General features: G+C 39.1%; 12 protein-coding genes. 5 read left to right on the forward strand and 7 right to left on the reverse strand.

The features are described from left to right. Window positions 1-43: 43 nt before the first annotated feature. On the reverse strand, window positions 44-985 hold the full coding sequence (gene coaA, locus ACTQ45_RS06535; protein ID WP_441753267.1) for a type I pantothenate kinase: 942 nt from the start codon (window positions 983-985) through the stop codon (window positions 44-46). A 320-nt stretch (window positions 986-1,305) separates the two neighbouring features. On the opposite strand from coaA, the gene mvk reads away from it, so the two are divergent. The 4 genes from mvk (at window position 1,306) to fni (ending at window position 5,804) form a co-directional block, all read left to right on the forward strand. Continuing rightward, window positions 1,306-2,343, forward strand: coding sequence for a mevalonate kinase (gene mvk / locus ACTQ45_RS06540; protein WP_441763281.1), 1,038 nt, complete (start codon window positions 1,306-1,308; stop codon window positions 2,341-2,343). 83 nt (window positions 2,344-2,426) lie between these two features. Further along, on the forward strand, window positions 2,427-3,425 hold the full coding sequence (gene mvaD, locus ACTQ45_RS06545; protein WP_441763282.1) for a diphosphomevalonate decarboxylase: 999 nt from the start codon (window positions 2,427-2,429) through the stop codon (window positions 3,423-3,425). 3 nt (window positions 3,426-3,428) lie between these two features. Next, complete coding sequence (locus ACTQ45_RS06550; protein ID WP_441763283.1) at window positions 3,429-4,604, forward strand: phosphomevalonate kinase; 1,176 nt, start codon at window positions 3,429-3,431, stop codon at window positions 4,602-4,604. Window positions 4,605-4,709: 105 nt separating this feature from the next. Continuing rightward, entirely contained in the window at window positions 4,710-5,804 is a 1,095-nt protein-coding gene (gene fni / locus ACTQ45_RS06555; protein ID WP_441753272.1) for a type 2 isopentenyl-diphosphate Delta-isomerase, read from the forward strand. A 100-nt stretch (window positions 5,805-5,904) separates the two neighbouring features. Here fni and ACTQ45_RS06560 read toward each other — a convergent pair whose 3' ends face one another. Continuing rightward, window positions 5,905-7,215, reverse strand: a complete 1,311-nt coding sequence (locus ACTQ45_RS06560) for an alpha-glucosidase/alpha-galactosidase (RefSeq protein ID WP_441763284.1) — start codon at window positions 7,213-7,215, stop codon at window positions 5,905-5,907. 182 nt (window positions 7,216-7,397) lie between these two features. Between ACTQ45_RS06560 and ACTQ45_RS06565 the strand changes: the two genes are divergently transcribed. After that, window positions 7,398-8,237: an AraC family transcriptional regulator gene (locus ACTQ45_RS06565; protein WP_441763285.1), complete on the forward strand. Its 840-nt coding sequence runs from the start codon at window positions 7,398-7,400 to the stop codon at window positions 8,235-8,237. A gap of 10 nt (window positions 8,238-8,247) precedes the next feature. On the opposite strand, the gene ACTQ45_RS06570 is transcribed toward ACTQ45_RS06565, so the two are convergent. From ACTQ45_RS06570 to ACTQ45_RS06590, 5 genes are all read right to left on the reverse strand, one after another. Then, a complete protein-coding gene (locus tag ACTQ45_RS06570) occupies window positions 8,248-9,078 on the reverse strand; it encodes a carbohydrate ABC transporter permease (protein WP_153831200.1) in 831 nt (276 codons plus the stop codon). 5 nt (window positions 9,079-9,083) lie between these two features. Further along, complete coding sequence (locus tag ACTQ45_RS06575) at window positions 9,084-9,977, reverse strand: carbohydrate ABC transporter permease (RefSeq protein ID WP_153831199.1); 894 nt, start codon at window positions 9,975-9,977, stop codon at window positions 9,084-9,086. A gap of 92 nt (window positions 9,978-10,069) precedes the next feature. Next, a complete protein-coding gene (locus tag ACTQ45_RS06580) occupies window positions 10,070-11,332 on the reverse strand; it encodes an ABC transporter substrate-binding protein (RefSeq protein WP_441753277.1) in 1,263 nt (420 codons plus the stop codon). 297 nt (window positions 11,333-11,629) lie between these two features. Further along, window positions 11,630-12,616, reverse strand: coding sequence for an L-glyceraldehyde 3-phosphate reductase (mgrA, locus tag ACTQ45_RS06585; RefSeq protein ID WP_153861538.1), 987 nt, complete (start codon window positions 12,614-12,616; stop codon window positions 11,630-11,632). A gap of 418 nt (window positions 12,617-13,034) precedes the next feature. Then, window positions 13,035-14,339 (reverse strand): pyrimidine-nucleoside phosphorylase, encoded by a 1,305-nt coding sequence (locus ACTQ45_RS06590; protein ID WP_441753360.1) that lies wholly within the window; start codon window positions 14,337-14,339, stop codon window positions 13,035-13,037. Window positions 14,340-14,365: the final 26 nt, after the last annotated feature.

A 14,365-nucleotide genomic window follows, 5' to 3' on the forward strand; every position in this document is an offset into this window, starting at 1 on the left:
CCCCCATTTACTTCTTTAGTATTGTTCTATTCTACACGAAATTTTAGTATTTGCGAACATAAATTGCATCTATCGCGTGATCATCCGTCTTATGCAGTATAATATTCGCTCGGCTACGGGTCGGTTGAATGTATTGAACGAGGTTCGGTAGGTTGATTGAATACCAGATCTCGTCCGCATAGTCATGCGCTTCTTCGCGTGGGAGTTTACTGATTTCATAGTAGTAATTAGTCGGGTCATTCTCTGCTAAATCCATGTGCATATCAAAGCGTTCTCTGTACCATTTACGAATATTACGCGCTTCGGCATCAACATAAATCGATAAATCGAAAAAGTCGCTGACATAAAGTTGTTGGTTTTGCGGTAATTGGAACACATTGATTCCCTCAACTATCAGTATATCTGGTTGATCAACCACGCCGTATTCACCCGGTATCACATCATAAATTTCATGAGAATAAATTGGATACTTCACGGCTTCTTTAGACGTTTTGACCATACTCATAAAATTCAATAGGCCAGTCATGTCATAACTTTCTGGAAAGCCTTTACGATTTAAAAGGCCTTGCTGTTCCAATGCTTCATTTGAATATAAAAAACCATCTGTCGTTAACATCTCGACTTTACGTCCTGGATACGTTTCTTTCAATAATTGATGAAGTACTCGAGCGGTTGTGCTTTTACCTACCGCCACACTCCCTGAAATACCAATGACGAATGGGATGGCCGGTGAGTGAACCGGACTTTCTGGATCCGTCGTAAAAAATTCATCTCTCTTATTCTGAAAATTATGATCACTTCTGATGGCTATATCGACATAATGAACCAGAGGGGCATAAACTTCACGCACATCTCTTTGAGAAAGACGGTCATGTAAGGAAACTAAATCTGATAATTGTTGAACCGGAGCAATTTCGGGTCCATCATATTGGAATTGTTGCCATTCTTGACGTGTGTAACGAGTATACAATTTAAATTGAGTCACTTTTAAACTCCTTCATTTGGGATATATTGTTTATATAATTCATTCATAGATTTAGACTTGCGAGAGTAACAGCTGTTCAACTATAATAGTCTATGCTAGTTAAAGCAGACAGCTTTATCTCTTTTGGATATTTAGTTAATTTTATCACAGAAAGATGTGCTTTGTATTCAATAAATCTTAAACAGTTCAAGATAAAGCTTAAATTTATTTAAATAATACGATTAATCGTACTAATACCATGCGAACTATTGGTACAATACAATTGAAGGTCGTACGTCGTAACAACAGACAATTACAGGTTGAATGGAGGCAGTTCTTTTATGGAGTCACGTTATCAGGGACAATTTGATGAAAATCGATTAGATATATCAATTGAACAAGTCAATCAAGAACAAGCAGGCATTACATCAGAAGCAACTCAAACGACTTCTAAGGTAGGTCATGGGTATGCACACAGTAAAATTATTCTGATGGGTGAGCACGCTGTGGTCTATGATTACCCTGCGATAGCGCTACCATTCCCTGCTGTGCAAGTTCACGTCCAAGTCGAAGCTTCACAACACTCCAATTCTTATATTGATTGTCAATATTACGCTGGGCCATTGGAAGATGCTCCTTCCATGTTAGCGAACCTTAAACGAGCCATCAGCTTAACTCTTGATAGCTTTAAGATACTTTCACAACCGATTCAGATTACGATTGACAGTACCATCCCTCAAGAAAGAGGCATGGGCTCTTCTGCTGCTGTTTCTGTCGCGATTGTTCGGGCAATTTGTGATTACTATTGCGTCCCTATTTCTGACAAGCAGCTTCACTTGATTGTCAATCAAGCAGAAGTCATTGCCCATGAATCAACTAGTGGACTAGATACTCTAATGACTAGCACACCTAATCCTGTCATCTATCGAAAAAGTCAGACACCCCGTCCGTTTCCTTTGAAAATGGATGCCTTCTTAGTGGTCGCAGACAGCGGCCAGGCAGGTCAAACGAAACTTGCGGTTAACCATGTCCGACTACTGAAAGAAAAGAAACCTTTATTAGTAGAGGAATTAATGTCAGCGATTGGAAAGTTCGTTCAACAAGCACACGATGCCATCCAAGCTAATGATGCGACCGAGCTCGGCCGCTTAATGACTTACAACCACTACTATTTAAATCAACTAGGCATTTCAAATCCAATATTAGACCGCATCATTAATGCAGCCTGGTTAGGCGGCGCCCTCGGCGCTAAATTAACCGGTGGAGGTTTAGGCGGTTGCGTCATCGCACTTGCAACGGACGAGGCGAGCGCTCAAGTAGTCGCTCAAGAAATGAAAGAGGCTGGAGCCATCCAGTCATGGTATATCCCATTAGATTAAACACTACTTATCAAAGCAAGTTATTGGACAAAATAGGACCAAAAATTCCGTACAATAACTTGCACTAATAAAAGGAGTTCGTCATGACCAAGCAATTATTCTCTGCAAAGTTTCGTGCTCACACAAACATTGCGCTTATTAAATATTGGGGTAAGCGAAACAAAGAGTTATTCTTACCCGTTACCAACAGTCTCTCATTAACGTTGGATGCTTTTTATACAGATACTGAAGTCGAGTTCGATACGTCACTTACGAGTGACGTGTTTTATTTAGACGGCGTCTTACAAAATGACTTTCATACAGCAAAAGTCAGCCGCTTCCTCGACTTATTTAGAAAAGAAGCTAATCGACCTAACTTATTCGCGACTGTACGTAGTATTAACCATGTCCCAACAGCAGCTGGTTTAGCTTCCTCTGCTTCCGCTTTTGCGGCTCTAGCAGGTGCTTGTAATTTGGCTCTTGACTTAGCTATCGATACACGAACCCTATCAACTTTCGCTCGTCAAGGATCAGGCAGTGCCAGTCGTAGCTTACTCGGCGGTTTCGTTGAGTGGCATAAAGGGCAAGGTGACGACAGTGCATCAAGTTATGCAGAAGCATTTGATGATGCCGATTGGGACCTTGCAATGGTTTTCGTCATCATTAACCGACAAGCTAAGAAAGTCGACAGTCGACTTGGTATGGAACACACTAACGAGACATCCCCCTTCTATGAACTATGGCCACGCGAAGTGGCAAAAGATCTAGAGAAAATAAAACCAGCGATTAAAGCCCATGATATCGACACAGTAGGTACAATCGCTGAACATAATGCCATGAAGATGCATGCCATGACGATTGCCGCTAACCCAAGTTTCACCTATTGGGAACCTGGCTCAATCGAAGCGATGCAAATCGTGCGTCAATTACGTGAAGAGGGTATTTCGGCATACCTCACGATGGATGCCGGCCCAAATGTCAAAGTACTTTGCCGTGCAAGTGAAGCTGAACGTGTCAAAGCAGCTTTTGTGTCACGATTTGGCGAAGAACAAATTGTTATTGCAAAACCCGGGCCTAATGCCTACCCGCTAGATAAGGAGTAATGTATGAATTTCTCATCTGTTATGTCAAACTTATTTGAATTGAAACCTGAACAGAACTTCCAAACACAAAGCATCAAAGTGCCAGGTAAATTGTACATTTCAGGCGAGTATGCCATTTTAGAACCTGGTCATCCTGCCATTTTAATTGCCGTTGACCAATACTTAAATAGCCAACTTTCTATCAGCTTGAAACCTTATCATGGCTGTATTCAATCAGATTTACCAGGAATGAACGACTTAAACTACCGCCGAAACCCACACACAAATGATATTCAAATCAACATCGAACAACAATCTGCCGGCTCGCTGAAGGATTGGCGTTATGTCTTAGCAGCCATTGAGGTGGTTGAAGCGTTGATTACTGAAATTGGCCGCCCGATTCAAGACTATCAGCTGACTTTCTCAAGTGATCTTGCTTCGCAAGAAGGTAAGAAGTATGGTTTTGGCTCAAGTGGCGCTGTCACAGTTGCTACGATTCGTGCCTTGATTCAATTTTACGGACTTCAAGCGATTTCCGCTGAAACAATTTTCAAGCTGGCTTGTATTGCTTTGACTAAATTGAATACGAACGGCAGTTTTGGTGATATTGCAGCCATTACACTAGGTAATTGGGTGTACTATCAATCCTTTGACCGCGATTGGTTACGCGCTCGTTTAAGTACTAATCCATCGACCCTCGATTTATTACATGTTGACTGGCCCTATCTAAAATTAGAAACCATCCAAACGATTGAAGATATGACCGTTTTAATTGGTTGGACTCAATCCCCAGCTTCAACAGACGACTTAGTAGGCTACCTACGTCAACAAATGAATGATGCTGATACAACTTCTCCCTACAAGACTTTCCTAGAGGACAGCCAAGTGAGCGTCGAAAGCATGCATCAAGCGTTTAAGACTAAGAATATTACACTCATCCAGGAAGAGTTGGCTAATTACCGCCACCTATTATTGAAACTCAGCAAGCAATTTAATTTAACAATTGAAACACCTGCTTTGAGCGATTTAGTTAATTTATCACAGGCTTATCAATTTGAAGCCAAGTCTTCCGGCGCAGGCGGCGGCGATTGTGGCATCGCGATCGGCCATAAGAATCAAAAGTCTGAGCTTTTACAAGAACAGTGGAAAGCCACTGGCATTATACCATTGGATATTAAAGTAGCTCCCTTACAGATGTAGGGAGCTGTTTTGTTAGTGGTGTTTTCATTAATGAAGTAATAGTCGGCTTTTAGTTATAGATGTGTTAGAATTTACTTAACAAGACTTAAGAAACGGGGTGCTTTTATGACAGATGAACACAAGCAAACGATAGATTCACAGCGTAAAGATGATCATGTTAATTTAGCTTTAGAGCAACAAGCCGCCATGAAACACTCGGCTTTTGATGATGTGCGTTTCGTGCACCATTCATTTAGCGATTTATCCATGGCTCAAGTCGATTTATCCACTGATTGGGCTGGGCATACGTTCGACCTCCCCTTCTATATCAATGGGATGACTGGTGGTTCTAGTTTCACCAAGCAATTCAACCAAAAATTGGCAGAGGTAGCCCGTGAAACGGGACTGGCGATGGCGTCAGGTTCAATCAGCGCTGCTTTAAAAGACCCTAGTGTTGCAGATAGTTTTACTGTGATTCGCGAGGTCAATCCAAATGGTTTCGTGATGGCCAACTTAGGGGCTCATCATTCATTGGAAAATGCTAAGCGTGCCGTTGATTTATTACAAGCAGATGCTTTGCAAATTCATTTAAATGTCCCTCAAGAAGTCGTAATGCCTGAAGGTGACCGCGATTACCGTAGCTGGCCTGATAACATTGCTGATATTGTCCATGGCTTGGGCTTGCCGGTTATCGTTAAGGAAGTTGGTTTCGGCATGAGTCGCGAAACAATGGAACAATTAGTCCGTTTAGGCGTCCAAACCGTAGATGTAAGTGGTCGCGGTGGAACAAACTTTGTGACAATTGAAAATGACCGTCGTGATCGTTTAGACTTCAGCGACTTAGCAAGTTGGGGACAAACCACACCTGAATCACTTTTAGAGTCTCTTAGCGTGCAAAGAACTCTTGATGTTCTAGCAAGTGGTGGGATTCGTCACTACACGGATATCATTAAAGCCCTAGCCTTTGGTGCTAAAGCGACTGGTTTATCAGGTAAATTCCTTGCTTCGGTTCACGAAAAAGGGGTGGCTGAAACAATCCAAACTGTTCGTGATTGGGAAACGTCGTTGCGTCATATGATGTTAATGTTAGGTTGTTCAAACTTAGCAGAATTACGTCGTACGAACTTAGTGATTTCTGGCGACTTGCGTGATTGGGCTCAAGCACGTCAAATAGACTTCACAAAACTTGCCACACGTGGCCGCTACAACACTTTATTCTAAAATTAGACATGACTAGGAAACGCTTGGCGTTTCCTTTTTTTGTTTAGATAAATATAAAAAACCTTGGAGCGACCTCCAAGGCATTTATTACTAAGCATGATTATTGATAGGCTGGTAAATAATCCCCATGTGCTTCAATTAACTCATCACACATTGCAACAATATCATCCATTGATAATTCAGAATTCGTATGTGGATCTAAGAAAGCTGCTTGATAGATTTTACTCTTATCTAGAGTTAATGCTGCTTCAACGACTAACTCTTGCACATTAATGTTTGTACGGTTTAGTGCAGCTAGTTGAGTAGGTAAATCTCCGACATAAGTGGGTTGTACTCCGTTCTTATCAACTAAGCATGGCACCTCAACACAAGAGTTTTCAGGTAAATTAGTAATTAAACCTTTGTTCAATACGTTACCCGCGATCATGGTTGGATTTCCTGTCGTAATAGCATCCATAATATATGAGGCATACTCACGGCTACGAGTATGAGTTAGATCTCCATTTTCAACGATATCATCTCTTTGATGTTCCCAATCAGAAATTTGCTGTTCACAACGACGCAAGTACTCATTCAGCGGAATTCCAAAACGCTCAATAAGTTCTGGATATTTACTCTTAATAAAGTAAGGATGATACTCTGCATTATGTTCACTTGACTCAGTAATATAATAATCGAATCGCTTCATTAACTCGAATCGAACTGAGTCACGGTGTGGGTTTTTTTTCTCTGCTGCTAATTTTTTAATAGTAGGATAGAAGTCTTCACCATTTTTAGTGATTTCTAATAACCACGCCATATGGTTAATTCCGGCAATTTTCCATTGAAAATTATCTAAATTCTCTTCTTCTGCAATTCCCAAATGTTCAAATAACTCTGGCACACAAACTTGCACACTATGACAAAGGCCTACCGTTTTTATTTTCGTCGCTTTTAGGATTCCCATTGTTAACATAGACATAGGGTTGGTGTAGTTAAGTAACCAAGCATCCGGGCAAACTTCCTCCATCTCTTTAGCAAATTCTAACATCACCGGGAACGTACGTAAGGCTCTGAATATTCCACCAATCCCCATCGTATCACCGATAGTTTGTTGTAGTCCATATTTTTGAGGGATTTCAAAATCGATTACTGTACTCGGTTTATAGCCCCCCACTTGAATGGCATTGATAACAAAATTGGCATCTCTTAATGCTTCTTTACGATCTTGATAAGCTGTAATTGATGCACGCCCTTCGTTTGAGTTTTTATTAATTGTATTAAGCATACTTTCTGATTCTCTTAATCGATTCTCATCTATATCATAAAGTGCGATTTCTGCATGATAAAGACTGGGTGTCAGCATTGCATCACCTAAAATATTCTTAGCAAATATTGTACTTCCTGCACCAATAAACGTGATTTTAACCATTAGACAGACTCCTTTATAAATGTATTATTGTTTTTTTAGTGTGATAAAAGTAAATCGTCATTATATTTTTAAAATTTTCTTATATATACAAAATAAATTACATGAATATCAAAAGATAAAACTGCTTAGTCATATGATATACTGTTCTTATCACATATCAGAATTGACGAAAGGATTTCATCATGAAAAGAAAAAGAAAGCGTATACATATTTATCCGAATAGTTTATTTGTTGATTTATATATTGTTCAACATGGACACGAACAATGTGATTTCTCACATAGCTTCGGTCCGATATTGACGCATAATTATCTGTTTCATTATATCGTTTCGGGAAAAGGTCGTTTCTTCCAACCAGACAATAGTGATGGTACAGAGTTGACTTCTGGTCAAGGCTTCTTAATGCCACCTGATACAATTTGTTCGTATTCTGCTGATTCGGATGATCCATGGGAATATTATTGGGTTGAATTCAACGGCATTCAAGCGAAGCAATCTATGAAACTTGCTGGTTTTACAGATACTCAATTAATTTATACACCGCGCACTGATAATAAAATTGAAGAGATTGCACATATTTTTGCTGATACGTTAGAAACAAATGTTAACAATGAATATTTATTATTAGGTAATCTATATCAGTTGTTAGATGCTCTAATTCAAAATTCTAGCCAACAAATTTCTGACACACGTAATGAAATTTCCAATGTTTATATTAGACGCGCCATCGACTATATTAGAGATAATTATCAAAATGATATTTCTGTAGCAGATATTGCTAACCATTGTAACTTAAACAGAAACTATTTTACTCGCTTGTTTAAAGCAGAATTGAACTTGACCCCTTCCCAGTTCTTGATTAAATATCGTTTAAATAAAGCAGCAGATTTATTAATGAATACAGATCTTTCAATACAGTGTATTTCAGAAGAAATCGGTTATTCAAATCAATTTAATTTTTCTGCTACTTTTAAAAAACATTACAACTTCTCTCCATTTGATTGGAGAAATAAACATTCATAAACTAGAATAATTATAGTTTTCCTCCTGTAGATGCAATACCTTGAATGAAATGTTTTTGGAAAACTACGTAGATAAGAATCATTGGCCAAGTGGCCATCACTGCTGCAGCCATTAATTGGGGATAATTAACTGTATAAGCGCCTTGTATTAATGATAAGGCTGAAGATAAAGTCGCTTTGTCAGCTTGTGGATTAATAATCATTGGCCACATTAGCTCTTTATATCCAAATAATGCCGTAAATATACCTAATGCAACTAAGCCTGATTTTGCAAGAGGTAACATGATTGAGAAGAACGTCTGACCTATATTAGCGCCATCCAAAACTGCTGATTCTTCTAAGGATTTAGGCAACCCCATGAAAAACTGTCTTAAGAGGAATGTACCAAACGCACTGACAATTCCTGGAAACACTAAGGCCATAATTGTATTTCGCATATCCAGCGCATCAACCATCAAATATTGTGGAATAATAAATACTTGTGCTGGAATCATCATTTGAAATAAAACCAAGCTGAATAAGAAATCTCTTCCTGGAAATTCCAGTCGCCCAAATGCATATGCAGCCATTGCACTAAACAAGGTCGATGCAACTACTCTAATACCAATCATAGCAAAAGTATTAAAGTATAAAATAACAAAATCATATCTAGCCAATACAGCTTTAAAGTTATCAAACTTTAAACTAGATGGAAATATAACAAACGGATTTAACGCAGTTGCTTCTGTTTGAGTCTTGAAGGCTGTTAACAACATCCAGATAAATGGTAGTATCATAACAGCGGCAATCAGAATCAACACAACATGTACCGCAATCTTGGAAATTATTGGTTTCGATTTCATTTTTATCACTCTCCCATATAATGAACCCATTTATTCTGTAACTTCACTTGAATAAAGGTCAAAATCAGAATGATTACTAATATAAGAGCAACAATTGCTGAACCATAACCTCGATCACTGTATTTAAAAGTATTGTTATAGAATAAATATACTAGTGAAACTGTCGTCGGGTAAGAAGGCATCGATGGATTTATTAACATGAAAATCACATCGAAAACTTGAATCCCTTGAATAATCCCAGTAACTGATACGAAGAATAGTTGTGGTGATAAAAGTGGCAATGTTATGTTAACAGTTTTACTAAACATGCTGGCACCATCAATATCAGCGGCTTCATAATAATCTTGAGGAATTTCTTGTAATCCGGCCAATAAAAGCACCATATTATAGCCGATCGTACTCCAGATACCAATTATGGCTACAGAATAAATAGCTACGCTTGGATTCTCAATCCAATTAATTGGTCCAATTCCAACATAACCTAAGATTTGGTTGATTAACCCGAACTGATTATTGTACAACCACCGCCAAACCATAGTTACCGCTGCCGGAGCGGCTACCATTGGTAAAAAGTAAATTGTTCGATAAATTGATTTTCCTTTTATATTGTTCACGAGAACCGCTAATATTAAAGAAATAATTATAGCTGGTGGAATGACTAGTAGTGTATAACGAATTGTATTCCAAGTCGCTTGCCACACTTGAGAATCATTAATAAGTCTTGAATAATTTTCTAATCCAACAAATTCTGAACCTTTACCGAAAGCACCTGTTTTAAAGAAACTATAATAAACCGTTTGAAAGCTAGGGATGATATTCAGAATGATTAAACCAATAATTGTAGGGGCGATCATTCCATAGCCCCAGGCCCAAGTTGACTTCTTACTTCCTACGCCCATGATACTCCTCCTTCTCAAAAATTAACCTTATAATAAAAAGTAGCCATTCTCACTCAGCAGAATGACTACTCGTGTTCTGTTAACTCATCCGATTATTCTTGACTGATGAATTGATTCATCATTTCTGCTGTAGCTTTCGCCCCTTCTTCAACTGACTGCTCCCCACGATAGGCAGCATTTAACAATTCATAAGCCTTCTCTTCCCATACAGTTGTTTCGTTTGTGTAGGGTCTAATTTGTCCACTTTCTACCATATCAACATAAACTTTAAGATTAAATTCTGTATTAGAGTCAATCCATGCTTCTGCTGTTCCTTCATATGCAGATATTGCGATTCCAAGTTCTGATGCTTTTCTTTGGACTGCTTCACTTGAAAGGTATGACAAGAATAGCCATGCTTCTTCAGGATTTTCAGTATTTGCGTCAATCGCATTTCCTAAGCCGTTATAAATAGTTGTTGAATTCCCTTCTTTACTAGGTAGTGGTGCAACGTCAAAATTTTCCACTAAATACTCATTATCAAGGAAAGCGGGTAATTGCCATGATCCAAAAGTCGCCATCGCTGCAATACCATTTTCTAAGAATGCTCGACTATCAGTATCTGTATAGCTTTCTGGTGAAAGACCATCATGAACGAAGCTGAAATAATATTCTAAAGCTTCAATTGTTTCAGGTAAATCATAACCAGATGTACGTTCATCAGTTAAAATTGTTCCACCATTTTGATAGACAAAGTTATAATAACCTTCTTGGTTTGAAAGTTGGGCTGACATTCCATATTGACCTTTTTCTTCATCAGTTAAAATTTCAGCTGCTTCTCGCAATGTCTCCCAAGTCCATGTTTCATCAGGATAGTCTAAGCCAGCTTCATCAAACATTGTTTTGTTATACCATAATCCGATAGTGTCAAAATCTTTTGGAATTGCATACTGCGATTCGTTGACATTATAAATATCAACAAGTCCTTGTGGAAATTTCGTTAAGTCAATGCTATCTCGTCCAATATATTCATCTAAATTTAGCAACATATCATTTGATCCATATTTATAGATCTCATTAGAGTGCATCCAGAAAATATCCGGTAGAGAGCCACCTGTTGCAGCTGCTTCTAACATCGTCCAATATTCTCCCCAGCCAGTTACTTGGAGTTCAATTTTTATCCCTGGATTTTCCGCTTCAAAGTCATCAGCAATTTCACGTAATCCTGGTTCCTGTCTTGAATCCCAAATACCATATGTTAAGACAACTTCTTGAGCACTGACACTATTAAGGGCGCCTCCTTGTAAAGCTGTGACTAATAAAGTAGCAACAATTACCATACGACGTAAGATAGTTCTAAGACTCTTTTTTTCCAATGTAATTCCTTCCCTTCCTATGAATTATATTCATTATACAAATAGAGTATGCGCTTTCATATCGTTAGATAACGCCCTTTTTTATTTTAAAGGTTACGTTTTGCCTACTTTTTAAATATAAAGTCTCATTTATATATATTTCTTGACTTTATTTAACAATTTTGTTCTTTATTCATGCGAATAACTTCCCACACTTTGTCAGGTATCTAATTCTCACCAGAAGATTGCATGCCTTCAAAGCAACTCAAAAAAACCTCGGAGCGAACTCCAAGGCTAAGTGTTTATTGCTATCTATCGTTACTGAATGACTGCGTCAATCGCCGTTAATTCTTCTGTGGTGAAGTCTAAATGGTCAAGCGCTTTGACATTATCTTGTAATTGACTTAAACGACTTGCTCCTACTAGGACACTCGTAATAATACCATCACGTAAAATCCAAGCAATCGCCATTTCTGCTAACGTTTGACCACGCTGTGCAGCAATGTCATTCAATTTTTTTACTTTATCGATTGTTTGCACCACATTTTCTTCAGAAAGAAACGGGCTGTCACTGCGACTTGCACGTGAATCTTCTGGCACACCATTTAAGTAACGGTTTGTCAGTAAGCCTTGCGCTAAAGGACTGAAAGCAATCGCTCCTAATTCTTCCTCTACTAAGACATCTTTCAAACCATCTTCTACCCAACGGTTAAACATACTATAACTTGGTTGATGAATGATAAATGGCGTTCCTTGAGCTTTTAGAATCTCGGACATTTTTTTCGTGTCTTCTGCAGAATAATTCGAAATCCCTACATACAAGGCTTTTCCTTGTCGCACCAATAAATCTAATGCATGCGCCGTTTCTGATAAAGGCGTGTCACTATCTGGGCGGTGGTGGTAGAAGATATCAACGTAGTCCAAGCCTAAGCGTTCTAAACTTTGATCACAACTCGCAATCAAGTTTTTCTTCGAACCCCATTCACCATAAGGTCCAGGCCACATATAATATCCTGCTTTTGAAGATATGATTAATTCGTCACGATAAGGTTTTAAATCTTCTTTTAGAATCCGTCCAAAGTTAATTTCTGCACTGCCAGCAGGTGGGCCGTAATTATTCGCTAAATCAAAATGCGTAATCCCCATATCAAAGGCTCCATGAATAATTTCACGCTGATTGCTTAAAGCATCCACGTCACCAAAGTTATGCCACAAGCCCAATGAAATTGCAGGTAACTTTAAGCCACTTTTACCCACACGGTTATAAACCATTCTATCGTAACGCTGTCCATTTGCTAAATACATTAAATCTTCCTCTCACTAACTTTTATAATAATCACCTCTCTAGTTTAAGCTTTTTAACACAATAATGAAAGCGCTAACCACATAAATGTTTTATTACCAAATAGGGCGAATCTTATCCTCTGGATGGTAATGAATTGAAAACTGTTCCTTACAATTTTCTAGCCTTTACATTCGCGACACTTGCAGTTTTTCGAGAAGATTAGGTTTTGAAAAAAATTATTTTCTAAAAGTCCTTGTCATCCTATAAAGTGTCATCGTTTCAAACCTCAAAGTTCAATAGTATCGCTTCCTTTCGGTTCGAGGCGATTAAATTTAAGCACATCAACTTAAAATCGTGCCGTCCCTAGCTAGTATTCCTAGTACGCTTAACGAAAAAAGCATCCCCATTTTCACAGGAATGCCTTTGGGACACTATTAATTATGCTTGATCAATTGTTTCGTAAATAAGTGGTTGAGCTTGGGCTGAATCACTTATAGTAACGGCTGCTTGGATTTTAGCAATCACATCATCAACGTCTTCACGGTTACTGTAAATAGTCACGATATTGTCGCCCTTATTGACTGCGTCACCAACTTTAGCATGTAACATTAAGCCGACAGCTGGATCGATTTCGTCTTCTTTCGTTGCACGACCGGCCCCTAGCCACATCGCTGCTTCTCCAACTTCATTAGCTACCCAATCACTGATAACGCCGTCAGCTGTTGCTGGTACGGGGATTTGATAAGCTGCTTGAGGTAATAGACTGGTATCATCCACGAAGCTTGCGTCTCCGCCTTGACTTTCGATGAATTCACGGAATTTTTCCAAAGCGGCTCCGCTCGCTATTTTGTCCGCAAGGAGGGCTTTTCCTTCTTCGACCGTCGCTACCTTTTCAGCTGCTACTAACATACGTGCGCCTAATTCGTAACATAGTTCAGTTAAGTCATCAGGACCTTGACCTCTCAAGGTTTCGACGGCTTCTTGGACTTCTAAAGCATTCCCAACAGCCCAACCCAAAGGTTGATTCATGTTAGAAATAACTGCGAGTGTTTTACGGTTGACATGGTTGCCGATACGGACCATTGTGCGAGCTAATTGCTCAGCCTCTTCAACCGTCTTCATAAAGGCACCGTCGCCTACTTTAACGTCAAGGACAATCGCGTCAGCACCTGCCGCAATTTTCTTACTCATAATTGAGCTGGCAATCAGCGGAATGGATTGAACCGTACCTGTTACATCACGTAAAGCGTAGAGTTTTTTATCAGCCGGTGTTAAGTTGCCGGACTGACCAACAACTGCCACTTTGTGTTTGTTCACTGTATCAATGAAGTCTTCGGTGGATAATTCATATTTGAAACCTTTGATGGCTTCAAACTTATCAACTGTTCCACCAGTATGACCTAAACCGCGGCCACTCATTTTCGCCACTGGGACATCACAACTTGCGACTAAAGGCGCTAATACCAGAGTCGTCGTATCGCCTACCCCACCAGTTGAGTGTTTATCGACTTTAATACCTTCAATGGCAGATAAATCTATTTGATCGCCACTTTCTGCCATGGCCATCGTTAAATAACCAGCCTCTTCTTCAGTCATCCCTTTAAAGTAAACTGCCATCGCAAAGGCACTCATTTGATAATCTGGGACAGTATCAGTGGTGAAGCCTTCGATGATAAAGTTAATTTCCGCTTCTGTTAATGCTTTACCCGCTTGTTTTTTACTAATTAAATCGACCATTCTTATGCTCATAAAACGTTCTCCTTTTGTAA

Source organism: Fundicoccus sp. Sow4_D5 (assembly GCF_052116365.1).
Classification (GTDB): Bacteria; Bacillota; Bacilli; order Lactobacillales; family Aerococcaceae; genus Fundicoccus.

Bases quoted from the DNA above. Each gene is read 5' to 3' on its own strand.
- mvk (WP_441763281.1), top strand. From the start codon at position 1,306: ATGGAGTCACGTTATCAGGGACAATTTGATGAAAATCGATTAGATATA.
- mvaD (WP_441763282.1), top strand. From the start codon at position 2,427: ATGACCAAGCAATTATTCTCTGCAAAGTTTCGTGCTCACACAAACATT.
- ACTQ45_RS06550 (WP_441763283.1), top strand. From the start codon at position 3,429: ATGAATTTCTCATCTGTTATGTCAAACTTATTTGAATTGAAACCTGAA.
- fni (WP_441753272.1), top strand. From the start codon at position 4,710: ATGACAGATGAACACAAGCAAACGATAGATTCACAGCGTAAAGATGAT.
- ACTQ45_RS06560 (WP_441763284.1), bottom strand. From the start codon at position 7,215: ATGGTTAAAATCACGTTTATTGGTGCAGGAAGTACAATATTTGCTAAG.
- ACTQ45_RS06565 (WP_441763285.1), top strand. From the start codon at position 7,398: ATGAAAAGAAAAAGAAAGCGTATACATATTTATCCGAATAGTTTATTT.
- ACTQ45_RS06570 (WP_153831200.1), bottom strand. From the start codon at position 9,078: ATGAAATCGAAACCAATAATTTCCAAGATTGCGGTACATGTTGTGTTG.
- ACTQ45_RS06575 (WP_153831199.1), bottom strand. From the start codon at position 9,977: ATGGGCGTAGGAAGTAAGAAGTCAACTTGGGCCTGGGGCTATGGAATG.
- mgrA (WP_153861538.1), bottom strand. From the start codon at position 12,616: ATGTATTTAGCAAATGGACAGCGTTACGATAGAATGGTTTATAACCGT.